The sequence below is a fragment of the Okeania sp. genome, assembly GCF_035285525.1.
Classification (GTDB): Bacteria; Cyanobacteriota; Cyanobacteriia; order Cyanobacteriales; family Microcoleaceae; genus Trichodesmium.
This window is the reverse complement of the sequence record NZ_JAYKGW010000001.1, coordinates 1-26546: the sequence shown is the minus strand read 5'-3', so window position 1 is coordinate 26546 and position 26546 is coordinate 1. Positions and strand designations below refer to the sequence as shown.

The following is a 26546-nucleotide window of genomic DNA, read 5'->3' as shown; positions in this document are numbered from 1 at the left end:
TAATAGTTATGGTCTTTTCCGGGGGTCAACACATGATGCCATTGAGGCAATCTATGTCAGCATCAACCATAAACCCAAGTATGTATTAGATGCTGATATATCCAAATGTTTTGACCAAATTAACCATAATAATGAATAATTGATAATTGATAATTACCTCTCCCTAAAAACGGATAGGATTGAATAAAAGGAAAAAATTATTTTTTTCCCTTTTAAAGGGGAGGCTTCAAGACACGAATTATTTAATTATTTAGTTATTAATTTTTCGGTAAGTCCTGAACAGATAAGAACTTTAGCCTTTAAACACGGAACAAAGCGCAACTTTTATCGCTGTAGTGACCAAAAAGTTAGGATTTTAGGCAGAAGACAAGAGTAGAAAAATCAAAGGGAAAATTATTTTGATTACTTTCTCTATCTTAGGACTTACGCAAACTTAATATATATATAGGGTTTGCTGATTAAATAGGGTCTGCTGAAAAAGTCTTTATAAAAAGATGGGGAGATAGAGTGATGGGGTGACGCGGAGGTAGGAAATAATTTTTTTTGCCCAACTATGTATGTATGCGCCCAAAATGCGCTCCTTTTTAAACCTTTTTGACCTAAAAGCTGACACTTTTTCCTCTTCAATTACTAAAAAAGCTAGGATTTTGCTTGATACGAAGCAGAAAAATTAAGGGATAATTCTTCCTCCTGTCTTCTATAAATTCCTGTAAGGACGTTTCGCTGCACGACATGAAACGCATTTTTCTTATGCAACGTCCCTACGACTCTTGTCTCCTGTACTTCGCAAATCCGACGGCTCCCCTACCTGACTCCTGACTCCTGATTCCTACCCTCACCCATAAGACTTTTTCGGCAAGCCCTAGATATAGTTTTCAAAACTATATCTAGGGTCGCTGTGTAAGTCCTGTATCTATAAAATTGACATTTATTCTGACTGCTGAATCCTAAATATTGACCCCTGATTTCTACACCAGTAATAAAGACTTTACATACGCAAACCCTATGTAGGGCTTGCTAATTAAATCTCAAAGTCTTTACAGATAAATGTTTTAGCCTTTTTAGGTTTAGAAAAAATACCTGGTCAGGACTTAAGCAAAGGTACTATATATATAGAGTTAAAAAACTATTGTGCAATAGTTATAGAAGCTATATATAGCGCCTGAGCCTCAGTTCTACTGGTTTTCAGCTCAACTATGCTCCTCAAGCTAACATTTTAGGCGCATAGTTGGGCCAAAAAAAATACTTTCCAGCTCCCCTACTCCTTAAAAAAAGACTGAAGAAGCACAAACCCTATCTAGGGCTTGCTAATTAAATCTCCCTAGCATTTAGAAATAAAGGTTTGAACAATTTTAAGTGTTGAAAAAGTACCAGCTTTTCCATTAATGGAGGGTACTAAAGACAAAGTGATAATTTATTATGACAGAGAAACTAAGGGTGGATAGGACATGACCGCCTCTTCCAGAACTCCCCTAAATCCTAAACCTTAACTACTCCCTACTCCCTACCTTCACCATCAGACTAAAGAAGCGCAAACTCATGTATACAGGACACAAGAATACCAGGGGTAGGAACAAGATACTCCCACTACTTCCTGTTCCTTGGCATTTCATTGGCTTTGATTAAAAGATAGTAACAAATATTTACTTTTTTACAAAATATTACTTTCTTACTCAGAAAGCGAGACAAAACACACCCTGTTATTAGAGACTGTAATTATCGAGTTACAGAAAATAAATTTTTAAGGAGAACTCAATGTTAGACGCTTTTTCAAAAGCTGTAGTTACAGCAGATACAAAAACTGCTCCTATTGGTGGCGCAGAATTAGCTAGCTTAAAAGAATTCATCGCTTCAGGCAACAGACGTCTTGATGCAGTCAACGCTATTGCTAGCAACGCAAGCTGCATGGTATCTGATGCTATTGCTGGTATGATCTGCGAAAACGACGGATTAATCCAAGCTGGTGGTAACTGCTATCCTAACCGTCGTATGGCTGCTTGCCTACGCGATGGTGAAATCATCCTCCGCTACGTTACTTACGCATTATTAGCTGGTGATGCTTCCGTTCTTAACGACCGCTGCTTAAATGGTTTAAAAGAAACTTATATCGCTTTAGGTGTACCTCTTCAGTCTACTGCTCGTGCTGTTCAAATTATGAAAGCCCAAGCTGCTGCTCACATCAAAGACCAACCTAGTGATGAATTGGCTGGAGGTAAGAAGCGCATCATGGGTGCTACTGTAACAGAAGATCGTTGTGCTAGCTTAGTTGCTGAAGCAAGTGGCTATTTCGATCAAGTAATTTCTGCTCTAAGCTAATCTCTCCCAAGCTGTCTTACTATAACCGAGCTAGGTATTAAAACAGGGGGAAGACATCACCTCTGTATAAACAGTGGCCAAAATTTTTAGGCTGAAGAATCCCGGGTTGTCCTGTAGGCACAAATCGGGGGTATGTCAATCAAGTCCAACAAAAACAAAAAATAGAGTTTTAAAGACATGAAATCAGTTATTACTACAGTAGTTTCCGCTGCTGATGCAGCAGGTCGTTTTCCTAGCAGCTCAGATCTAGAGTCCGTACAAGGTTCTATCCAACGTGCTGGAGCTCGTTTAGAAGCTGCTGAAAAGCTAGCTAACAATCTTGATGCAGTTGCTAAAGAAGCTTATGATGCTTGCATCAAGAAGTATCAATACTTGAACAACCCTGGTGAAGCTAACTCCACAGAAACTTTCAAGTCCAAGTGTCTCCGTGATATCAAGCACTACCTACGTTTAATCAACTACTGCTTAGTTGTTGGTGGAACTGGTCCTTTAGATGAGTGGGGAATTGCTGGTCAACGTGAAGTTTATCGTGCTTTAAGCCTACCTACTGCTCCTTACGTTGAAGCTTTAAGCTATGCTCGTAACCGTGGTTGCGCTCCTCGCGATATGTCTGCTCAAGCATTGACTGAGTACAATGCTCTTCTAGACTATGTAATCAACTCCTTATCCTAATAGAATTTAGTTGAGTTGAGGCTAGAATAAAATTCTGGCTTGAAAACTACTTTAATTTTAGATAACTTTGGGACTCTCAGTTAATTACTTACCGAATATTTGGTAAGCAACTAACTAAGAGTCCCTTGGCTTTTGTCGCACAACCATCTTGGTTGTATTACCTGGAGTTGTAGATTTTTGACGCTGAAAATGGCTTCAAACCCAGTAATTAGCAAGGAAAATACCTGGAATTGCTGAAAATGGCTGAAACCTAGATATATCAAGAAAACAGTTAATTTTAGGTAAAAATCTTACTATATAACCGTTTTACCTTGTTTTTGACCTTTTTTCTCCAAAAGTCCAGTTACAAGGCTTTTCAGATTGATGAACCACATTCTTATAACCAAAATGCTGTAGGGGGGAATAGTGGTTCACCCCTACTTTTGGACATGATATTACAAAACTACGCCTGTCACAGGAGATACTTATAACTGATAACTGATAACTGAAATGACACAATCTTCATTATTTGAACAATTAAAACATCCTAACCCTCACCTCCGCGATCGAGCAATGTGGCAAATAGCCGAAACCCGCCATGAAAATACTATTCCTAAGTTAATGGAAATTTTGGCAGAAGAAGACACCACTTATCGGCGAGCAGCAGTTAAGGTATTGGGGGTGATAGGAATAGATACAGTACCACCTCTAGTATATTCATTGATCAATAGTGATAATTCAACTATTAGAAGTAGTTGTGCTAAAGCTTTAGCTCAAGTAGCTATTAACTGTAATCATAACGATGTCCCCTTTCCTTCAGAAGGTATTGAGAGTTTGAAAAAAGGACTCGTTGACCCTCATCCTGTTGTTAATCTGGCCTCGGCAATGGCATTAGGAGTTGTTGGTGTGCCTGCTTTAGATAGTTTACTGGAGGTTCTTGATGGAACTGATAATATAGGTTTGGCAGTAGGGATTCTTAATGCTGTTAGTTCTATTAATGACGAACGCTCTAAAGAAGTATTAAGCAAATTAGCCAATGATGAATCTGCTGATGTCTTGATACGCCAAACTGCTAATAGTGCTTTATCTCGGTTGGATATGTTGAAGTTTAAGTCAGGGAGTAGGGAGTAAGGGAGTGGGGGAGTGAGGGAGTAAAATAGACATCTCCAAAAATACTGATTTTGGAACAGCATTATAAAGGTTTCAGAACACTTTCTGGAGCTTTCTAATAATACAGAGTCAGGACTTACGCAAAGGTACTATCTATAGAGTTAAAAAACTATTGCACAATAGTTATAGAAGCTACATATAGTGTTTCGTGCGTAAGTCCTAAGAGTAATACCATCAGAGAAAAACACCAACTAACTTTTCATTTCTTTATCTCCTCGATGTTTCAACAACCAAGGATAAGGATTATTGATTATTTTGACTAAAATGCTGATAATTTCATCATAGCTTTTTGAAAGTTTTTGTCCTGTTTCTGCATCTAAATATCAACATTTCACAGCAAAATCAAGCCAAGTTTGTGTTTCCGCTGCTTCTGCTTCACAGTCATTGAATTTAGCAACAAAAGCTAGTTCATATCTACGTTTTCGCCAAGCTCCAGCCAAATTAGCACAAACAGAACGTGACGAGCGTCTAATTTGGTCAATTAAAGAATACCTTTCTTCTATCGGAAATTTTTTAGACTTAGTATAGAGGGTTTGCTGAAAAAGTATGAGTGGTAGAGGTAGAATCCAGAATCCAGCAGGAATGAAAATCATAGAAGAAGTAGTCAGAAGAATTATCAGAGTGATTTTCTACCCTTATGTTGCCGAAAATCCTAAAATGCATGATTTTTCGGGAACCGTACCATTACCACCTAAAAGCTGGTACTTTATTAGTACCTTAAAAGGGTAAAACCTTCAGCTCGTCAAGATTTTGATATTTAATCAGCAAGCCCTAGATCAACTTACCAAGAAACTGAGTATATCGTATTTGTTGATAATTCTATTACTCCCCCACTCCCCTACTCCCCCACTCCCCTACTCCTCAGCTCAAGAAGGAGGTTGTCTCTCTAATTGAGTAATTGCCAATTTGATAATTTTCTTAATATCTTCCTCTGACTCTTGTTCCCATGCTCCCCGCAACGGCTCTAAAGCACTATGGGAACGAATTTTCATTAAAGACAAAGCTGCTGCCTTGCGAGTTTCACCGCTAGTCCGATGATTCAGTAATTCAACTAGATTGGGAACTGCTGGTTTATAAGCTAAATTTCCCAAAACTGCTGCTGCTTCAATCCGTACCTCCTCCGACGAATCTTCTAGGGCAGTTATCAAAATATTGATGGCTTCCTCTTCTCCTGAGTCTTGAGCAATTTTAGCGATCGCTCCCACCACAGCAGATCTAACTGCCACTTTTTCAGAATTAATCTCCCGATACAAATGCTCTTTGGCTTCAGCTCCAATAAATGCTAAAGCCCAAGCAGCATGACCTTTAGTGCTTTCTGGATGTTCTCTAGAGCCTAAAATTTCTAATAAAACAGGGGCAGCAGGTTCTCCTATCCGAGCCAGAGCGCCTGCTGATGAGCCTTTTACTACTGTATCTTCATCATTAAGTAGAGCATGGACTAGGGGGGAAACTGTATCTGGATCGGCAATGAGGGTCAAAGTTTTGGCACTAGCTCGTCGGACAACTGGATCGGAGTGATTTAGGAGAGCTTCAGTGAGAAAAGGAGTAGCTGGTTTGCCAATTTGTCCAAGAGTTTCGGCAAAACCTAAGCGGACCATCCCCCGGGAATCACCCATACATTCTACCATCAGTTGTAACCTTTGGCTATTATTAATGTCAAAAGTTTTTTGGATTGCTTCTTGTCTAGTTTTTGTGAGAAAACTATCTATTTCTTCTGGAGACATGGAAAAATTATAATAATTTGAGAACTAATTAGGGCTTGCTTATGGAAAGTATGAGTAATCAGGCCAGAAGTCAGGAATCAGGAGTCAGAATCAATGGGAATTATGGAGAAGGTAGTTCAGAAGAATAGCCTCTTCATTTTTTTACCATAGTTAGCCCAAAATGCTGAATTTTTGCACCTGAGACATCTAAAACCTTATACTTTTTTCGACAAAATGATACTGAAACTTTTATCTCTCAATACTTTCTGATTTAATCAGCAAGCCCTAATTATTAACATACACTAAAAAAACCGTGCCATAGTGTTTATACAATACAGCATCGGGAGTATCTTATAACAAAAAGGAAAAATACTATGCTACTTCAGTAATACTTAGAATATTTCCACCTGTCTTATGAATGTTTTGAACTTGTTGAGACATCTGGTTGTAGTTAACTACACATTCCTGACGGCTAAATTTGTTCAGTCTAGCAGAAGTTTTAGAGCTAGAAAACTGAATTTTGAAGCGTTTTCCTGTATTGCTGTAAGCTCCATTACCTACAGCAAGCTTAATGGGAGTAGGTAAGTTGGCAGCTATAGAAGTTATTAACTTGGCACGGTTATCACTATCGTTGGTAGCAGGACCCCGGAACAAAGAAAATGTGCGGTTGAAAACTTCGTTTTTCAGTCCAACAACTGAACGGATACTACGGGGATAAGGTACAACATTATCACCAAAACTTTCGATATACTCCTCACTATCTATGTAGGAGTTAATTTCAACTTCGTACCCTTTTTGATTATAAGTCTGAACGTGTTCAGAAATTTCTTCCTGTGCTTGAGGAGCACGACCTAACAAATGCTTAAAGTTTAACTCAATAAAGCGGTACTGAGATGAGGATTCAAAAAATAGTTTCTGATAAAGACTTGATTGAGCTACACTTCTCACAAACTCACGGACTGTAATATCACCATTGCAGAGTTTAGATTCAGCACTAGAGAGGCGATCGCCTTCCATCAGATGCTGATTTCCTAATACTTGCTTGTAGACAGCTTTGATGATTTGCTCTAGTTCTCCTTCAGAAGCATTGGGGCGGAGTTCTAGTGGCTCGACTGTGGTTAAGTTTCCCATTGTTTTTTTCCTAAAGACTTTATGGTTTAATTTAGATTAAAGTTGTTTTTAACAAACAATAGATACCTATGAAAAAACGGGCTTTTTACGTTTGCCCGCATCAGTCCTGAATACTTTAAAAAGTAGATACTAGGACATGAAATTAATTAAATAATTAAGGTATTCTCTTTAATTCTCAAAAAGCTTGATTACTCACAGAATCAATATATAATGTAATGGTTCAAAATTTTATTTATCAGAAACAAATTAATAAAACTTCACTAAATAATATGTAAATTTTGTAAAGTTAATTTTTATTACTTTTACTACTTAATTACTTGACAAAGTTTGAGAAAATATTAAATTAATTGACATCTCCTTTTGCTCAAGCAAAGGGAGTATTTAAAGACGAGGATTTTTGGTGTTATTGCTGTTGCATTGAGCATTAAAGTTATCAGAATATTTCTGTGCTATTGTTGCTTTCAAGACAGATTCTTTTTAATATTCTTATGTTTGTTAAAAAGATTTAAAATATTCACAAAAAAAAATCAGTTTATCCAGTTTGAATTACTGTTTTAATCAATTAAGGAGAAATTAACATGATTCATTTAATAACACTTGCTGCTGCAGTTCCCCATACCCCTGAGTGGAGTCCTCTAGTGGGAATAGTAATGATTGTTTGCAATATATTAGCGATCGCTGTAGGTAAGTCCACTATGGCTACTCCTAGTGCTGGACCTGCATTACCTATGCCAGAAATGTTTGGTGGAATGGGTTATCCTGCTTTATTAGCAACTACCAGTTTAGGCCATGTCATCGGATTTGGTGTGATTTTAGGGTTGGCGAATATAGGTATTCTCTAATTTACTGAAATACCTTCAGGTTTTCTACCCACATTAACAAGACTTACGCAAATTCTTAGAGAAAAGATATGATAGTTCTGCATAAGTCCTGATTCAAAAATATTTGGTGAAAAATAGTAGAGACATTCCATGGAATGTCTCTACTTTAGTATGTATCATGACTTACGCAAAGGTACTATATATAATAGAGTTGTTGGGAAATAAAAATTTAAAATACTCAAAAGCTTGCTATGCAAGAGTTTTAGTGATTTAGACATCTCAAATATCTGTAAGCCTTTACTGATAAAGGTTTTAGCCATTTTTTTTGCTTAATTCCTAACAACTCTAATATAGAACCCCTAAGCGTATCTTTACACAGGTGTGTTTTTTTGCCAAAGAAGTCAGGAGTGAGAGAAATAGAATAGGGAAAAAGCTAGAATTAGAGCTTTATATTCACCATCTCCCCATCTCACCCACTCCCTACTCCCCATCTCCCCATCTCCCCAACTAATTTTAGAGATCCGTTTAGGGGTTCTATAGAGTCAAAAAACTATTGCGCAATAGTTTTAAGCGCTATATCTAAGGTCGCTGCGTCAGTCCTGTGTATTTTTGTCCCAAACCTTTATATTAGGACTTACACGGGAGGAACCCGGTTTCTAGGAGAAACCGGGTTTCTGGGTTCAGTTCAAACCACGAAATTTTGTTGATAAACTAAGTTTCTGCGTAAGTCCTGATATAATCTATTCAAGAAATTACAACGCTTTTCATTTCAGTAGACTACAAAGTAGGGAGGTTGTATGCAACGTCCCTACGAGATGATCATTTGTTTTTATGTGGTTCATTGACTTGAAAACTTCTGTAATTGTTGATTATAATTAACACCCCAAAAAAATGGATAAGCGTTTTTTCAATATATTTCCTGGATTAACTGAAGAAAAAGCAATTTCTTTATTAGAAACACCTCTAGAAGAATTAGAAAATAAATCAGAACGTTATGTAGCAGCAAGTCATTTAGTGAATTTTCCCAGCGATCGCTCTATTAATGCTTTAATCAAAACCATAAAAGACACTAATCCTGTCTTAGAACATAAAATTGCTAGACGTAAAGCGATCGAAACCTTGGGGCGTTTGAATGTGAAATCAGCATTACCGACAATTCGAGCTTGTTTAAGTGATGCAGACTGTTATACTGTAGAAAATGCTGTCTGGGCAATAGGGGAACTAGGAACAGAAGACCAAGAAATTATGGCAGAAATTGCCCAGTTGCTGGAAAAACCAAATCAAACTTATCGTTTAATTATTCAGGTATTGGCAAAATTTGACTATAAACCTGCAATAACCAAAATTCAGCAATTTATCGAATCTGATGACGAACCTATTGCTAGTGCAGCGATCGCTACTGTTTGTCGTTTAACGGGAGATTATTCCCAAATGACAAAAGTAGTGAAATTTTTAGAGCATTCCAGTGTTAATGCTAGACGTGCTTGTATTCAAGACTTGATTGATGCTAAATATTATCAGTCTATTCCGAATATTGCTAAATGTCCTGTTTCGATGGTTTTTCGTCTCCGAGCAATTAGACTATTAGCAGCAGCAGGTATTCCCAAAGGTGAGATGAAATTTGCTAAAATTGAACCCTTTTTAGATTTAGTGATTTGCGATCGTCCCCATGATTTAGAATTAGTTCACGAATACGATCAAACTCCAGCTTTAGAATTTGTGATTAACGAGTTATACAGTACAGATTTTGGCAGGTGTTATTTAGCTAGCAAAACTCTTTTAGACGTTTACCCGGAAGTTGCAGGTGCAGCATTAATAGCAACTTTTGCTGAAAGCGCTCATAATGATTATGGCGCTCACTATCATGTAGTGAAACTATTAGGTTGGCTCAAATATGTTGATGCTTACGATCTGTTGGTAGAAGCACTCCATAATACAGCGCCTCAGTTTCAGAAGTCTCGTGGTGCTGCTGCACTTGCTCTGGGAAATTTGGGAGATGAGCAAGCGATACCTTTACTTAAAGAAACTATCAGTAATACAAGAATTTTTGACTTAAAATATGCTTGTTTATTGGCATTGAAAGAATTAGGCGATAATCAAACTGCTGAGTTGTTTGTGGATGATTCAGATTTATTGATTCAAGCTAAAGCTAAAAATATGATTTAAGAAAGAAAGAAGGAAAGAGTTTTGTAGTTTACCTTTCTTTGTAAAAAACGCTATAATAGTAGATTTATTGCTTCAACTTTCTGTCTAATTTTTTTACAGCGCTTTTCACTCTTGATGAACCACCGGAGCCATAACCAAAATCTTGTAGAGACGTTGCATGCAAGGTCTCTACAGTGGTTTACCGTTTAGGAAAACCGTTGTAAATTAACTTGACTACAAATAAAATTGAATTATCCCTCAAAAATATTCTGTAGTCAAGTTAGTCTAGAACTCAATTATTAGTAAAATTAGGTATTAGACATCTCCAGAAATAAAAAATAGAATCAATTCTCCCATACGAAAGCATCAATTACTCTTCCCAGTTAAGCGCGGTTGTGTTCCCTGTTCCCTCTTTTCCGGAGATGTCTATTTGTTGAACAGCTGACAAAGGTAGGCTAATTATTATTAGCAGAATTAGCTATTTGTTGAACAACCGACAAAGGCAAATCTAAAGATTCAGCAATTACCGCTAAACTCAATCCTAATTTGAGTAATCGAGGGACTGCTTCTTGTTTGGCTTCTTGTTGGCCAATTTCTCGGCCTCGTTGTTCCCCAATTTCTTCACCATCAGCAAAAGCATTTTGGGCTTGTGAGTGAGCTACTTGAGCGTGCAATTTTTCTTGTATCGCATCCTCCTGGGGAGTTGGCACTCGTTCACCATTAGCAGTAAAATAACGAAGTTGACCTTCATCTACTCCTAAATATAATTCTAATTCTTGACTCCAACCCCAACCTCGATCATTCGGTTGAATTTCTGCATAACCATTTTGTTGTAAGCGAAATCCCATAAACTCCATAGTTTCCGGGTCAAACCAAAAATACTCTGGGGTGCGGAAGTTGTTTTGATATAACTGTTTTTTGAAGTTGCGATCTACTATAGCGGTAGAGTCTGATAGTAACTCTATTATTAAATTGGGATATTTACCGTTTTCCTCCCACACTACCCATGACTTCCGGGGTTGCTTCTGGGTATCCTTGACTAAGAAAAAGTCTGGTCTGCGAAAGTCACGAGTTTTCAGATATTGGCGACTGTAATAAATAGTCAAGTTAGCACCAATAAAGTAATCATTTCTATTGCGCCACAACCATTCCAGACAAATAACTAGCAACATAAGTTGGGTATAGTGTTGAGAGCTTTCCATGGGGGGTTCGTCGCTTTCTAATTGAGTGGCATCAGGCATTATTGCCTCTAATTGTTGGGCAGTTAAAACCATTGAGCTTCACCTTAATAATTAATAGGTATGATTGAGATTATAGCATGGCAAAATAATATCCCCCCTACTGCTCTAGAAGGGAGGGAAAATTTAATGTTTCATATCAGTTTTATATCAAATCCCCTTATTTCACACTAAATTTGGTAGTGCGGAATCTAGGATTTAATTTCTGAGGAAGAAATCTCCTGCTTCTAAGGATGGAGTATTTGTCAAAGTTGCAAACTGACCACCAGTACCGAAACCTGAGTCACTACCATTGGGATTATAGAACAAATTACCATTGTCACTATTATAGACAATTACGGCATCAGATGTTGCTGCCAGTGAGTCATCAGTAACTGTAGCAAATTCATCAGCAATACTGAATCCAGTTCCCGGAGTACTGTTGATAGCAGTGAAAGTTGTAAGATCTAGGATAATCACATCTCCCTGTTTTTGTGAAAAATCAGTGATTTCATCTATACCTAGATCATTTGTCTTAAATGTCTTATTGGTATTAAAGAGAAATTTGTCAGGACCTCCACCACCTGTAAGGGTATCGTTACCAGCATCTCCTTGCAAGGTATCTTTACCGGAGTAACCTAGGAGCAAATCGTCACCTGATTTACCAAGAAGTTTGTCATTACCACGACCACCATTAAGGGTATCATCGCCATTACCACCATTAAGGGTATCATTGCCATTACCGCCATTAAGGGTATCATCGCCACTCTTACCATTTAAGTAGTCATTACCACGACCACCATTAAGGGTATCATCACCACTATCACCAATGAGTTTGTCATTACCTCTTGTACCGTTGATTTTTATTCCTCCTGGAACTTTTATAATATCAGGATCAACACCACCAAGAGGAAGCGGATCTGACAATAATAACTTCTCATCAACTTCCACAGGCACCAAATAATCCGCTGTTAGCCATGGTAAAAAGTATTGACCAACAGATTCTAGAGCATTAATATTTTCTGAAACTGTGCCAAAAGTCTTCATCACATCAAACTCAGTATCCCAAACATGACCTCCATGTTTGAGGAAACTAGCCGTTGCTGTACTCCCGTCCCAAAACCAAATTTCACCTCCATCAAGTCCCAACTCCTCAATAGGATCGATACTAAATATAATTTTCTCCCCAGATGTCATCATAGCATCAATGTTAACTTTGTCCGCAGCTGTAGGGGATACACCAATAGCTTGAGCAATGTCTACCTGAGAATATAGCGCGGTAATATTTCCGCTAACATAATCGTAATCGTAGACAGCTGCATTTTGATCTCCATATACAGAGAAGCGATTACCATCTACAGGACCCCATAATTCTAAACCATCTACATCAAGCACTCCAGGATCGCCTACTGGCTCATTTGGTTTATCTATTTGACTAGGGGATGCCCAAACTCCTTTCCCTCCAGAAGGAGTTTCATAGTAGATTTTGTTACTAAAAGTTGTAGAAAACACCAGGTTACTTTGATTTCTAACAACTGAAGAGAAGAGAGCATCTCCCGAATTTGATATAGCATCTACCTGTGCTCCAATCCCATAATCAAATGCATTATTCGTTAAGCCATTTCCAAACCAAAGTAGATTTTGAGTAGGATCTGGTATTCCGTTAGTATCTTTATCTGCATTATTCGAATATTCTTTTCCTGAAACCGATTTAGGTTTTGGTATAGAAGGACTACCAGGCCATGTAGGATCTATAAAGATTTCTCCTGACTCAACTGTTTCTTTGACACGCTCAATAACTTCAGGGACAAGAGTAAAATATTTATCTTCCAAGGAAAAGACTGTCCTCTCATCTATTTCTTCTATCGGCTCAATAAACTCAATTCTGGGGTCAAATGTTATTTCCATTTTCAGGCTTCCAATTAATTTTTGGTTGACTATCGATTCGCTCGATACTTCTATCTTAATTTTGCTCTTAGAGGCTTTTGGTTAGGAAATGTTATGACTGGAAGTTAGTTTTTGTTGAAATAAAAAGTTAGTTTTTGTTAGTAGCAAGACTTACGCCAAATTACTTGATTTAGGTGAACTATCCTTTGTCCCTACATACAAGTCTATGATTTGATATCAGGACTTACGCAAAATCAGGACTTACGCAACTGCAACCTATTTTCGTCCGATACGACCCAAGGGAAGCAATCTCAAACCCCTGTTTTTCCTACCTCATGGCTTTAGTCCTAAAAATATGAAATATGCACCACCTGTAGAGTGAAAACTTAGTTGATAATTTACGTCATTACAGGATATAATCAGCTAGTTGGTGTCCGAGGACCCTAGTAGGGACGTTGTATGCAACGTCCGTACAGCAGGAAGTAAACATGAAAATGTCACTTTTTATGACGTTTTATATCGGTTTTATGAAACAAGAAAAGACCATTTATCTCTGACTATCAGGACTAAAGCCATCTGAACCCAGAAACCCGGTTTCTAAGAGAAACCGGGTTTCTTTGCGTAAGTTATAACTAGGACTTACGCAAGTGCAACGTATTTTCCTACGATACGACCCAAGGGAAGCAATCTCAAACCCCTGTTTTTCCTACCTCATGGCTTTAGTCCTATATGTATGGTTTCTCTGCCTAATTCCTGGATATTTGACTCAACTCCTGAGTAGGTCTTTCAAAACAGCTCTAACTCTGAAAATGTTAGAATCAGGAGTGACGCAAAACCGCTATATAGAACCCCTAAATGCCTGTATAAAATTAGCTGGGGAGTAAGGGAGTAGGGGAGATAGTGCATAATGGGGGTATTTTTATATTTTTTTCTCTATTCTATTTCTGGAAATTCTGACTCCTGACTCCTATATCCTGAATCCTGTCTTTTAATCCTCACTTTTGCAAAGATACGGTTAGGGCTTCTATATAGAACCCCTAACGCTATGTTGGCAAAGGTGTTGGTTTTTGCCAAAGGAGACAGGAGTCAGGAGTTAACCCACCCCTAACCCCTCCCAGGAGGGGAAGTCAGGAGTGAGAGAAATGGAATAGGGAAAAAGGTAGAAAAATAGCTCCATCTTCCCATCTCCGCACCTAATTTTATAGAACCGATTTGGGAGCTATATAGTGTCCTTGCGTAAGTCCTGAAACAGTAAAGGCCATGATCTATGACACCAGAAGAAGCATTAGAGTTTATCAATAATCAACTAAAAGAAAAAAATCTCAGCGACTTGCAAAAGAATATTTTTTCCCTAGCTTGGAAGGGGGAAAGATACGCAGAAATATCAGCAAAAACAAATTTTGATCGAGTATATATCAGACAAGAAGGTGCTAAATTATGGAAAATACTAGCAAACTTATTTCAGCAACGAGTCTCCAGAGCTAATTTTAGAGGAGTTGTGGAAGCCGAAATTAAACAAAATAGCGATCACCACAACTTCCTGCTCCCCCAACAGATGAGAGAATGGTTTGAAATCCTCGGATATCAATTTACAGACTATCACCGTGAGAATAAAAAAGGTAAAAGGTGGTTTGAATGGACGATCAAAATTAAAACTCGTCGCGGACATGATCGCATCCTAATTCGAGGATTAGAAGGTGAAGCAGAAATTTACGATCTCAAGGCTTTGCGTCAGTCCGTCACCACTGAAAAAACCAATGAAGGTTGGTTAGTTGCAGTCCGTCGAATTAGTAAAGCAGCTCGCGATGAAGCGAAACAACCAGAAAACCAAAATTTATTTTGCTACACCTTCGACGAACTGATAGACCAAGAAGCAGACTTCAGTGGTTATTGTCAGTGGTTAGAAGAACAGGTCGAACAGCGGGGAATAGATGTCAAATATGTACCCCTCGCTTGTAGCAAAGCAGAAATTGATCCCAATACTAAACAAAAAATAGGAGTCAGTTATTACGGGTCAGAAGACGGCTGGATAGATGGTTATATTGACCAATGGCAAAGCGATCCAGCTAAAAAACACTTGTCAGTTTTGGGAGAGTTCGGTACTGGTAAAACTTGGTTTGTTTTCCATTACGCTTGGAAACAGTTGCAGCGCTATTTGGATGCGAAAAAGCGAGGAGTGGAACGTCCCCGCTTGCCTCTAATTATTTTGTTGCGAGATTATGCTAGGGCAGTTAATATGGAGTCTCTCTTTTCCGAGTTCTTTTTCCGCCAACATGAAATTCCCCTGCCTGGTTATTCTGCTTTTGAACTCCTCAACCGCATGGGTAAGTTGTTGGTGATTTTTGACGGTTTCGACGAAATGGCAGCTAAGGTGGATCGGCAAAGGATGATTAATAATTTTTGGGAGTTAGCGCAAACAGTAGTTCCAGGAGCTAAGGTGATTCTCACTTGTCGCACAGAGCATTTCCCAGAAGCCAAAGAAGGTCTGGCTTTATTGAATGCCGAGTTGCAAGCTTCTGTAGCTAACTTGACTGGGGAACCTCCCCAGTTTGAAGTGTTGGAACTACAGAAATTTAACGACGACCAAATTCGTCGGGTGCTTTCGTTTCAGACTGAACCCGCGACAGTGGAAAAGGTGATGGGCGATCCTCAATTATTAGATTTAGCGAGACGTCCGGTGATGAGCGAGTTGATTCTGGAGGCGCTGCCAGACATTGAAGCAGGGAAAGCGATAGATTTGGCGCGGATTTATCTCTATGCAGTGAAACACAAGATGGCACGAGATATCAAGCAAAAGCGCACTTTTACTTCTATAGCAGATAAGTTGTATTTTCTCTGCGAACTTTCTTGGGAAATGTTATCTAACAACAAGATGAGTCTCAACTATCGGGAGTTTCCTGACCGCATTCGTCGCTTGTTTGAATCAGAAGTGCGAGAAAAAAAAGATTTAGACCACTGGCATTACGACATGATGGGTCAGACAATGTTGATTCGCAATGAAGATGGGGATTATAGTCCGGCGCATCGTTCGTTGTTGGAGTTTTTTGTTGCCTATAAATTTGCTGCCGAGTTGGGGGTGTTGCCTCCAGATTTTATGGAAGTGGCAGCAGCGCAGTCTCATGTTAATTGCCAGGCAACAGCTCAGGAATACACTTGGTCTAATTATTTCCAACGGGAAGTGGATGCTAAAGGGGAGGTTATTTCTATTGCGCCTCTAAAAACTTTTTCTAGAGAGTCTTGGGAGCGTTTGCGTTCCACTTTTGGAGAGATACCCCTGGCGAAGGCAGTTATAGATTTGTTGTTGTCCATACTCTCTGGGAAAACAACCCCAGCGCAAATTTGTAATCAGTTAAGGGAAGTTGTGGAGGGAACGCGGGGGAAAACTGTTGACGAGGTTGGTTATTTGGGTGGCAATGGAACGACATTGCTAGTAAAAACTGATAATCTGGCTTTGGAGCGTTGGGATTTGAGTCACACTGTCATTTTGGGAGCTAATTTTGTAGGTGCGAGTTTGCAGGATGTTAATTTGACTGAAGCAAATCTGACTGATTGTGTTTTTATGGAGTCTATGAGTACAGTTAGGTCGTTAACTTTTACTTCTGATAGTAAACTCTTGGCAACGGGAGATGAATCTGGCAAAATTCATTTGTGGCAAGTTGCAGATGGTAAAAAACTTTTGACTTGGGAAGGTCATACCCATACAGTCAGAAGCATACAATTTTCTCCGGACGGTCAAACTCTAGTTAGCGCTAGTGCTGACAAAACAGTAAAAATTTGGCATTTGCCCAGCAGTAAATGTTTGAGAAGTTTACTCATAGATTCTGAACTCGTAAAAGCTACTGCCTTGAGTCCAAATATGCAACTCTTAGCTACTTGTGGTATAGATGGCAAAATCCAATTATGGAATCTCAGGAATGGCAAATATCTAGCTACCTTACCAGGGCACACAAGTTGGATCAACAAATTAGTCTTTAGTCCAAGTGGGAAAATTTTAGCAACTGCTAGTAAAGATAGAAATATCAAGCTATGGAATGTTAATAATGGTAAATGTTTAGCTACCTTATCAGGACATCAAGAAGGAATCAGAACAATTGCTTTTAGACCTGATGGTAAAGTTTTGGCAAGTGCTAGTTTTGACTTTACCATTAAACTTTGGGATATTAGAGATATCAAAAATATTTCCCTGGTTGCTACTATTCCTGGAAATAATAATGTTAGAGGACTGGTTTTTTCCCCAGATGGAAAAATGCTTGCCAGTGGTAGTGGTGATTTCACTGTCAAATTGTGGGATGTCAGTTATAGCGATCGCCCCCAACTACTGAAGACTTTAGCAGGACATACATCCCGATCATTTCAGGTGGCTTTTAGTTCTGATGGCAAGATTTTAGCTAGTAGTGCTAGTGATAAAAAAGTAAATTTATGGAACATTGAGAATATTGATAATATCAAACTCTTAAATACTTTAGAAGGTTGGGGAAATTGGATTCGCTCAATTGCTTTTAGTCCTGATGGGAAGACTTTAGCTAGTGGTAGCGATGACTGTGCTGTCAGACTTTGGAATCTAAAAGAGGGAAAAGTAGTAGCAACTTTCCCCAAACATCAGGAGCGTGTGCAATCAGTTGCTTTTAGTCCTGATGGTCAAACTCTAGCTAGTGGAAGTTTCGATTTTACAGTTAAGTTATGGAATGTGATTACCAGTGAATGTTTGGCAACTTTAAGCGGATATACAGATCAAGTGCATTCTATTGCTTTTACTCCTGACGATAGCTTATTCGTTAGTGCTGGAGACGTTTGCTCTTTGAGATTCTGGGATATCAAGACAAAGCAGGAACGGAAAACTTCACCAAATCACTGTAAATTAAAAGTTTACACAATTGCCATCAGCCCAGATAGTAAGAAAATAGCTGTTGGTGGAGTTGAGCCTATTCTTCAATTGTGGGATATTGAGACAAATCAAAATCTCAGCAGTTTTCAAGGACATCAAGGAGAGATTATGTCAGTTACCTTCAGTTCTGATGGCAAACTGTTAGCAACTAGCAGCCATGATACAACAGTCCGCTTGTGGAATATTACTACCCAAGAATGCCTCGCCGTTTTTGAAGGTCAACAAGCATGGACTTATTCAATTGCTTTCAGTCCAGACAGTCAACTATTAGCAAGTGGAGGAGAGAACAACACTGTCCGCTTATGGAATGTTAACACCCACAGACTATACGCCACTTTGAGCGGACACCAGAGTTGGGTATTAGCAGTAGCATTCCACCCCAACGGTAACATTCTTGCCAGCAGTAGCGCTGACGGAACAATTAAACTCTGGAACATTAAAACAGGAAAGTGTATCAAAACCCTGAGAGTATCCAGACCTTATGAAAATGCTAACATTACTGGAGTCACAGGATTAAACAATGCCCAAAAATCCAGCCTCAAAGCATTGGGAGCAGTGGAATATTGTTATGAAGAAAAGGAGAGAGATTTTTACGAAAATCTTTCTTCTAATTCAAAAAAGAGCGTTATATCAAATCCAGTTGAACAATTGTCATTGCGACGACAGGAAGCAATCTCTGCGCACCCCTGAGATTGCTTCTTTCCACTCCGTTCCAGTTGCTGCGGACTTGGGGATATTAATTATCCGGATTTTATCTTATATAGAATTCGGTTATATAAGTATGTGTTGATAATTCTATAATTATTAGACATCTCCAGAAAAGAGGGGACAGGTAACACTTAACTGGTAACAGGAAGAAAGAATTGATAATTTATGGATAAGAATTGATATCAAATCCGGTTGAATAGTTATTATATAGTTGGAGGAGATGGGGAGATGGGGGGATGGGATGATGGGGGGATGGGGGGATTGAAGTAATTTCTTAAATTACAAACATATATCATATTTCAGGACTTACGCAGCGACCCTAGATATAGTGCTTAAAACTATTGTACAATAGTTTTTTAACTATACAATACATATAGTACCTTTGCGTAAGTCGTGATATTTTTGCAATTAAGCGGATTTGATATGATATGATTTGATTTTTCATTTTTGGAGATGTCTATTGGACAGTTCCTGCAATTTGTAAAGATTAAGTGCGCACATTGCTATACAATCACTATTCAACCGGATTCTATATAAAAGCTTGACGAAAAATTTTGAAAGAAAGAAAGGAAAATGCTACTGCCAAAATTAATCTTTGTTTTATCCCACTAATACTGAAGAGATTAGCGATCGCTTATTTTTTTTAAAGATACGCTTAGGGATTCTATATTATATAGTGTCTTTGCGTAAGTCCTGATTATATCATGTCCGTTAGTATCGGATTTTTCGGGCACCGTGCGTGTATAAAATCAAGGTGAAAATAGCAGAAAAGTTTCTCTTCTGCCTTCCTTTCTCCAAAATGTAACTATTCAACCGGACATGATATTAGAACTTCCTTTAGATAATCTCAAAAGAACTCTCAGTTAGAGTGCTGGCATCAACTCCATTAAGAATAGCTATAGTTTCAGTACCAAACTCAATTATAGTATTGCCTTCAGAGGTACTAATATCTAACTCGTCAAAGCTGAAACCTACCAAACCAATGAAATCTTGACCCACATTGAAATCACGAATAGTGTCTGTCCCTTGACCCACCTCCAGGACAAAGGTATCATTACCGCTACCACCTGTGAGGATATCATCGTCCTGACCACCTCGGAGTTCGTCATTACCCTGACCACCGATTAATTCGTCATTACCACGACCACCTGTGAGGGTATCATTGCCTCGACCACCGATTAATTCGTCATTACCACGACCACCGATTAATTCGTCATTACCATTATCACCCCAAATTTTGTCGTTACCTCGACCACCTAAAAGTTCGTCATGACCACGACCACCTCGGAGTTGGTCATTACCATTATCACCCCAAATTTCGTCGTTACCTCGACCACCTAAGAGTTCGTCATTACCGAGACCACCTTGGAGTTCGTCATCACCACCATTACCAATCAAGCGATCGCTACCAGGACCACCAAATATCTCATCATTGCCACTCTTACCTGTAACTGTATCATCGCCTTCAAGACCATTGATTAAGTCGTCATTATTTGTACCAACCAGTGAGTCATTTTGGTCAGTCCCCTCAATCACATTGTTATCATCATCGTCTTCATCATCGTCCTCATCATCATCGTCCTCGTCATCGTCCTCATCATCGTCCTCATCGTCCTCATCATCGTCCTCATCATCATCGTCCTCATCATCGTCCTCATCGTCCTCATCATCGTCCTCATCGTCCTCATCATCGTCCTCGTCATCGTCCTCATCATCGTCCTCATCATCATCGTCCTCATCATCGTCCTCATCATCGTCCTCATCATCGTCCTCATCATCGTCCTCATCGTCCTCATCGTCCTCATCATCATCATCATCAATTTTTGCCCGATAGGATACAATTGTTTCTGGAGTTAAAGGAAAGTCAGAATTGTCAATATCAGTACCTAACTCAAGTTCTGTGTCAAAATCTGATGGCATTTTTTTTCTCCAATAATAATATGTTCATTTTTGCTTGGCTAACAGTAAAAGCTGTCCTATTTATGTATATTTAAAGCTGAACTTTTAGCCTCACAAATATAGTTATAGTTAGAGAATGTAAAGAATCGGTAAAGATTTTCTAGTCTGTCAGATATTTTTTTATCTTCCTAGTACCTACAGCGCTTTTCACTCTTGATGAACCACCGGAGCCATAACCAAAATCTCGTAGGGACGTTGCATAAGGGCGTCCCTACTGTGGTCTACCGAAATAAAAACTGCTGTATTATCCAGGAATCATATCATCTCCAAACAATCAGTGAGAAAAAACCTTTTTGTTTTGAACCAATATTCCCTTCTGCATCCCCCTCCTGACTCCTACCCCTAAAATAGAGACTTTTGAGCGCAAACCCTAATTATATAGAATCCGGTTACAAGTATATAGTAGAAGAAAGAAGGAAGAATCTGGCGTTGTCTGAGTTTTCAGCTTTTGAACTGTCTTAACCTTTGCTTCGACTGCTGTATATGTTCATAATTTTTTCTACACTTCAATCTCCCCATCTCCCCATCTCCGACAACTATATAACGAGTATTTAGGGCTGGCGTATGGAAACATGAAAGTATTGACAGACAAACTAACTTTTTAGCAATTTTATGTCGGGAAAAAGTATCAGCTTTTAGGTCAAATAGGTGAAAAAGTTAACAGAAAAAGTTTTGTTCTTGAGAAAAATTAAGAGACAATTTTTCTAGCTAATTCCTTTATAACTGCTATTCTTCCTGGATTCTGGCTTCTGGCTTCTGGCTCCTCCCCGCTACTAAAAGACTTTTTCAGCAAACCCTATTCAACCGGATTTTATTAGGACTTACGCAGAGACGCTACATATAGCCTCAAAAACCCTTCCGCAATAGTTTTTTAAATCTATACATAGTACCTTTGTGTAAGTCCTGTTTATATTAGACTTTGGTGGAAAAGGCAGAAAGCAGCTATGTTGAAGGTAAAAGGTTTTATCTCATTTTCACCTTAATTTTATACACGCTTTCGATGCTACCGGACATGATATAACAATGAAAAGCACTATAAGATACTAACCGACAATATAACTAAATTATCAATATGCCGAACTTAATTCGCCAACTTTTCATAACAACCCTTTTATTATCTCTATTTTCCTTGAGTCACCCATCAAATGTAATAGCTGCCAGTCAACCACAAAATTTTACTCCCACCCAAATAGAAAAATTAGAAAATCTATTTGATCAAGCCTTAAACACCAGTAATAACGGAGACTTTACCAACGCCGAACAATTATGGACTCAAATCCTCAAACAATATCCCGACAACCCTGCTATCTGGAGTAACAGAGGTAATGTCAGACTCAGCCAAAACAAAATAGAAGCAGCAATATCCGATTATGAAAAAGCAATAGAAATTGTACCCTTAGCACCAGACCCCTACCTAAATCGTGGTATAGCTTATGAAAGACTCCAACAATGGTCAGAAGCGATCGCTGATTATAATCAAGTCATAGAATTAGACCCAACAGACCCAGTTGCCTATAATAACCGTGGCAATGCAGAAGGAGGACTAGGAGAATGGGAAAAAGCTACCGCAGATTATCAAAAAGCCTCAGAATTAGCCCCTGAATACGCTTTTGCTCGTGCTAATTATGCTCTAGCTCTCTACCAAATTGGACAAACTCAAAAAGCAGTCCAAACTATAAAAAATCTTGTTCGTAAATATCCCAACTTTGCAGATATGCGGGCAGCTTTAACAGCTTGTCTTTGGTCGCAAGGAAAAAAGGGAGAAGCAGAAAGTAATTGGGTCGCTACTGTAGGATTAGACCCTCGGTATCAAGACCTTGATTGGGTAGCTAATATTCGTCGTTGGCCACCAACATTAGTTGATAGTTTAGAAAAATTTCTTAAAATTAGATAAATAGGGAGACAGAGAAACCCGGTTTCTTCAAGAAACCGGGTTTCTGGGTTTGCCTTCTAGGTCTTTGGAGGAAGTATGAGGGCATCTTGCCCGTTCCTTATATTTTCTACCCGCAGGATGCCCATCCCACTTAAATGACTGTTATAATTAGATTCACTAATTTCCCAGATATTTGTCTGGGAAAGTATAATAACAGTCAAAGCAAAGATTAGGAAATTACTATATTCTCTTTAGCGGAGCATTTCCATAGGAAAAACTCATTTTTAGTTACAGCGAGAATTTAACTTCCGAATTCTGACTTCTGACCTCTAACTTCTTACTGAGGCAACCACCCGGCACTCAGAAGTATAGTGAGACCCATAAACACTATAGATAAAGTCCAAGTAATTCGATTTAAAGTTATCTCCGCACTTTTAGTGCTAGTAAATAACTGAGCTTGTCCGCCAATACCACCTATCCCATCACCTTTCGGGCTGTGTAACAAGACAAATATAATAATACCAAGAGCGGATATAACCCAGATAATTTCCGCAAGTTGAACAACATTCATATTCTTCTGATTCTTTCAATAACAGTTTAAAAAATTCACTAATAATCTTAGTGTTGAGAAACCTTATAAACCCACTCGCACAGGAGTACGATTTTGTTTCAAATCATACTCGGCCTTATCAATCATTGACTTTCCAGTCATTTCAGCAGGTTGAGGCAAATTGAGAATTTCCAAAATAGTTGGTGCTACATCTGCTAACCGCCCATCCTTTTTTAAAGGTACTTCAGTCCCATGACCAGGAATTTTAAGTTTTTCTCCCTCTATTAGTATAAATGGTACCGGATTAGTTGTGTGAGCTGTCCAAGGATTACCATCTTCATCCCACATATACTCAGCATTGCCATGGTCAGCAATAATAATCCCTGTACCACCCACTCGACTAATACTTTCTAAAAGTTTTCCTATACATTCGTCAACTACCTGAATGGCAGTTACCGCAGCATCCATTACTCCAGTATGACCCACCATATCAGGATTAGCATAATTAATCACGACTAGAGAATAGATTTGCTTTTTTACCGCAGCGATCGCTACTTTTGTCACCTCTTCAGCAGACATTTCTGGTGCTTCATTATAATGAGCTACCATAGGACTCTGAACCAACTCTCGGTCTTCTCCCTCAAATGGTTGTTCAAAACCCCCATTAAAAAAGTAAGTCACATGAGCATACTTTTCAGTTTCCGCAGTCCGGAACTGACGCAGACCATGTTGAGAAATTACCTGTCCCAGAATATTATTAAAATTTTGAGGTTCAAAAGCCACTAAAACTGGCAGACTAGAATCGTACTGAGTAAAAGTTAAAAATGTCAATGGTTGAATTTGTTGGCGTTCAAATCCATTAAAACCTGGGTCTACAAAAGCTTGAGTTAATTGCCGGGCACGATCTGGGCGAAAATTAAAGAAAATTACACCATCTTCTGCTTCTATAGCTCCTGGAGCTACTCTAACTGGGATGACAAACTCATCTGTTATACCTTCAGCATAAGACTTTTGTAGTAAATCAGAAGCAGAATGACCTACTCCATAACCATCCTGAGTCATTACTTCATAAGCTTTCTGAATTCTATCCCATCGCTTATCCCGATCCATTGCATAATACCGACCACTAACTGTAGCAATTCTGCCTACACCAATTTGATTAGTATGATATTCTATTTGTTTAAGCATAGCAACTCCTGATTTAGGATTTGTATCACGTCCATCAGTAATGGCATGAATACAAATATCAGAAATTCCTTTGGCCTTAGCCATGTCCAGTAAACCTAATAAATGGTCTATATGGGAATGAACTCCTCCAGGGGAACATAAACCTACTAAGTGTAATTTAGAATTACGTTCTATCACATCCTGGCAAATCTTTTCAATAGCTTGATTTTCTGCTATTGAACCATCTTCTACTGCATCAGAAATTCTCACTAATTCCTGGGGAACAACTCTCCCCGCTCCAATATTTAAGTGACCAACTTCTGAGTTACCCATTTGACCTTCTGGTAAACCTACTGCTTTCCCAGAAGCTTGAATCAAAGTTCTTGGATAAGCTTGCCAAAGACTATCTATATTAGGTGTTTTACCCACAGCAATGGCATTTCCATCTTTGTCTTCTCGATAACCCCAACCATCTAAAATAATTAGCACCACCGGAGATATAGAACCATCATTCATAATTTCTTACCTTTTATACCTCATCTCGGTTTTATAATGAATAATCTAAAAATACTAATGTAGCATTTTGTAACAATTCAGCTATTAGCCTCATAAATAATGAATATACACCTCTAATAGTCAAGAGCAGCTTTTTTTCCAATACTTTTAATTCTCCTTAAATCTCTCAACACTAATTTTTGTTTTAAGGGTAATAAGCTAATACGCATTGAAAATATGTATTACTAAGTCAGATGACTTCTGTATATTGCCAATCCGATGATTATTCTATCTAACTTCTAATATCATCTCCGGATAATCAATCAACATCTCTATAGAACCCCTAACCGTATCTAGGATAGGGAGTGAGGGAGTCGGGGAGTCGGGGGGTATTTTTCACAGGACTTACCTGCCGCCAACCAAGAAACCTGGTTTTCGCCTGTGATTATTGTTGTTCGCTATTTTATAAATGTGAGATGATAACGCAGTTTGATGCGTAAGTCCTGTTTCAATCTTTTTCCGCAGTTTCTGACCAAGGAAACTCCTGCTATCCCATCTCCTCTACTCCCCTATTACCTTTTCACAGAACCGTTTAGGGTGTCTATAAAAGAGGGAACAGGAAAGAATGATTAATAATTTCGTATAGAATAATTGATTTTAATTTTGATTTTTGGAGATGTCTAATAATAAAAAACCTTTTTCCTTTCAACTTTTCTTTTCGTTTTTCCTTCTGCCTTCCTGCCTCGGAAGTGTAACTATTCAAATGGAAATTACACCAAATTTGACTTTCGTAGGATACACTTACGCGGGCTTTCCGGCCAGCATTACAATATTTCCATAATTTATCCTGTACCTACTTTACCCGAAATATCCTGTATTTTACTTGCTAAGATGCACTTTAAAATGGGTCTAAACTTAGATAGAAAGAAAATTAAAATACCAACCCTGAGCTTTTTGATTATTTCCAATTTAGTGAAGCTTGCTTGAAGAGAATGTTATCCTATGCAATATTAGGCTTTTTATATTTGTAATGCGTAAACTTTTCTTAACAGTAGGAGTAAGTATACTATCTATCTGGATAAATGGATGTGACTCTCTTCCTTTTTTCAATAAAACAGATAGTTCTACCACCAACACTCCAGAAACTTCTCCTAGCCCAACATCAGAAGTTCCAGAATCTCCATCTCCAACACCGACTGATGGAGTTTCTCCATCTCCAGATGTTCCTCAGAAGACTGATGGGCTTTTTCCATCTCCAGATGTTCCTGAAAAGTCGGAAATATCCACAGATTTAATCAGGTCTACAGACCCGAATGAGAGAACGTCATCTCTTAAGCAAGAGGTTCAAACTGATACAACTTCTCAAACGCAAACTTCTACTCCAGGAATTATAGATACAAAAGATCCTTTCTCTGGCTTACCAACTATTCCAGTACCATCTCGAGAGACTGATGGGACAGGTGATTCTATATTTACCCAACTTCCTGAACTAGGTAGTCAACGAGTACCAGATATCCCAAGTCTACCAGAACCTAAGTTACCCTCTTCTTGGACTCAACCCAGGAGAACTCAACCTACCAACCAGTTTCCAGATTTAAGTCAAGCTGCCCCACAACAAAACTCACAACGATTGCCTCCAAGAAGAAGACCTAATCAAGAAAATCAAAACTTACGTTCTCGGCCACCTGCTTTCCAATCAAATATAACTCAACTAAGGCCACAACCCAGAGTAAGTACACCATCTCAATCAAGGCCACAACCTCAGGCAAGTACACCATCTCAATCAAGGCCACAACCTCAGGCAAGTACACCATCTCAATCAAGGCCACAACCCAGGGCAAGTACACCATCTCAATCAAGGCCACAAC

The 26546-nt window shown here is 38.7% G+C and carries 17 protein-coding genes; 9 read left to right on the top strand and 8 right to left on the bottom strand.

What is annotated here, in order from left to right:
• Nucleotides 1-1755 precede the first annotated feature (1755 nt).
• From VKJ25_RS00085 to VKJ25_RS00075, 3 genes are all read left to right on the top strand, one after another.
• Nucleotides 1756-2316: a phycoerythrin subunit beta gene (locus VKJ25_RS00085; protein ID WP_324234593.1), complete on the top strand. Its 561-nt coding sequence runs from the start codon at nucleotides 1756-1758 to the stop codon at nucleotides 2314-2316.
• A 177-nt stretch (nucleotides 2317-2493) separates the two neighbouring features.
• Nucleotides 2494-2988 (top strand): C-phycoerythrin subunit alpha, encoded by a 495-nt coding sequence (locus VKJ25_RS00080; RefSeq protein WP_324234592.1) that lies wholly within the window; start codon nucleotides 2494-2496, stop codon nucleotides 2986-2988.
• Between the two features lie 489 nt (nucleotides 2989-3477).
• Complete coding sequence (locus VKJ25_RS00075; protein ID WP_324234591.1) at nucleotides 3478-4098, top strand: HEAT repeat domain-containing protein; 621 nt, start codon at nucleotides 3478-3480, stop codon at nucleotides 4096-4098.
• Between the two features lie 362 nt (nucleotides 4099-4460).
• Here VKJ25_RS00075 and VKJ25_RS00070 read toward each other — a convergent pair whose 3' ends face one another.
• The gene (locus tag VKJ25_RS00070; RefSeq protein ID WP_324234590.1) at nucleotides 4461-4730 is read right to left on the bottom strand and encodes a four helix bundle protein; all 270 of its coding nucleotides are present in this window, start codon (nucleotides 4728-4730) and stop codon (nucleotides 4461-4463) included.
• Here VKJ25_RS00070 and VKJ25_RS00065 point away from each other — a divergent pair.
• On the top strand, nucleotides 4720-4866 hold the full coding sequence (locus VKJ25_RS00065; RefSeq protein ID WP_324234589.1) for a hypothetical protein: 147 nt from the start codon (nucleotides 4720-4722) through the stop codon (nucleotides 4864-4866). The genes VKJ25_RS00070 and VKJ25_RS00065 overlap by 11 nt on opposite strands.
• Before the next feature lie 137 nt (nucleotides 4867-5003).
• On the opposite strand, the gene VKJ25_RS00060 is transcribed toward VKJ25_RS00065, so the two are convergent.
• Both VKJ25_RS00060 and VKJ25_RS00055 read right to left on the bottom strand, forming a co-directional pair.
• Nucleotides 5004-5861 (bottom strand): HEAT repeat domain-containing protein, encoded by an 858-nt coding sequence (locus tag VKJ25_RS00060; protein ID WP_324234588.1) that lies wholly within the window; start codon nucleotides 5859-5861, stop codon nucleotides 5004-5006.
• Between the two features lie 351 nt (nucleotides 5862-6212).
• A complete protein-coding gene (locus VKJ25_RS00055) occupies nucleotides 6213-6971 on the bottom strand; it encodes a phycobilisome rod-core linker polypeptide (RefSeq protein WP_324234587.1) in 759 nt (252 codons plus the stop codon).
• A gap of 578 nt (nucleotides 6972-7549) precedes the next feature.
• Here VKJ25_RS00055 and psaK point away from each other — a divergent pair.
• Nucleotides 7550-7813 carry a photosystem I reaction center subunit PsaK gene (psaK, locus tag VKJ25_RS00050; RefSeq protein ID WP_324234586.1) on the top strand — a complete coding sequence of 88 codons (264 nt, stop codon included), beginning with the start codon at nucleotides 7550-7552 and terminating at the stop codon, nucleotides 7811-7813.
• 870 nt (nucleotides 7814-8683) lie between these two features.
• The gene (locus VKJ25_RS00045) at nucleotides 8684-9958 is read left to right on the top strand and encodes a C-phycoerythrin alpha-cysteine-82 phycoerythrobilin lyase CpeY (protein ID WP_324234585.1); all 1275 of its coding nucleotides are present in this window, start codon (nucleotides 8684-8686) and stop codon (nucleotides 9956-9958) included.
• Between the two features lie 434 nt (nucleotides 9959-10392).
• On the opposite strand, the gene VKJ25_RS00040 is transcribed toward VKJ25_RS00045, so the two are convergent.
• A complete protein-coding gene (locus tag VKJ25_RS00040) occupies nucleotides 10393-11211 on the bottom strand; it encodes a Uma2 family endonuclease (protein ID WP_324234584.1) in 819 nt (272 codons plus the stop codon).
• Between the two features lie 162 nt (nucleotides 11212-11373).
• Nucleotides 11374-13062, bottom strand: coding sequence for a calcium-binding protein (locus tag VKJ25_RS00035; protein WP_324234583.1), 1689 nt, complete (start codon nucleotides 13060-13062; stop codon nucleotides 11374-11376).
• Between the two features lie 1246 nt (nucleotides 13063-14308).
• Between VKJ25_RS00035 and VKJ25_RS00030 the strand changes: the two genes are divergently transcribed.
• Nucleotides 14309-18616, top strand: a complete 4308-nt coding sequence (locus VKJ25_RS00030; RefSeq protein WP_324234582.1) for a WD40 domain-containing protein — start codon at nucleotides 14309-14311, stop codon at nucleotides 18614-18616.
• A gap of 855 nt (nucleotides 18617-19471) precedes the next feature.
• Here the strand turns inward: VKJ25_RS00030 and VKJ25_RS00025 are convergent.
• Entirely contained in the window at nucleotides 19472-20554 is a 1083-nt protein-coding gene (locus VKJ25_RS00025; RefSeq protein WP_324234581.1) for a calcium-binding protein, read from the bottom strand.
• A 1111-nt stretch (nucleotides 20555-21665) separates the two neighbouring features.
• Here VKJ25_RS00025 and VKJ25_RS00020 point away from each other — a divergent pair.
• Nucleotides 21666-22487, top strand: a complete 822-nt coding sequence (locus tag VKJ25_RS00020) for a tetratricopeptide repeat protein (RefSeq protein WP_324234580.1) — start codon at nucleotides 21666-21668, stop codon at nucleotides 22485-22487.
• Nucleotides 22488-22803: 316 nt separating this feature from the next.
• On the opposite strand, the gene secG is transcribed toward VKJ25_RS00020, so the two are convergent.
• The gene (gene secG / locus VKJ25_RS00015; protein WP_324234579.1) at nucleotides 22804-23037 is read right to left on the bottom strand and encodes a preprotein translocase subunit SecG; all 234 of its coding nucleotides are present in this window, start codon (nucleotides 23035-23037) and stop codon (nucleotides 22804-22806) included.
• A gap of 63 nt (nucleotides 23038-23100) precedes the next feature.
• On the bottom strand, nucleotides 23101-24699 hold the full coding sequence (gene gpmI / locus VKJ25_RS00010; RefSeq protein ID WP_324234578.1) for a 2,3-bisphosphoglycerate-independent phosphoglycerate mutase: 1599 nt from the start codon (nucleotides 24697-24699) through the stop codon (nucleotides 23101-23103).
• A gap of 1009 nt (nucleotides 24700-25708) precedes the next feature.
• On the opposite strand from gpmI, the gene VKJ25_RS00005 reads away from it, so the two are divergent.
• Nucleotides 25709-26546, top strand: an 838-nt coding sequence (locus VKJ25_RS00005; RefSeq protein WP_324234577.1) for a hypothetical protein, incomplete at its 3' end; no start/stop codon positions are given.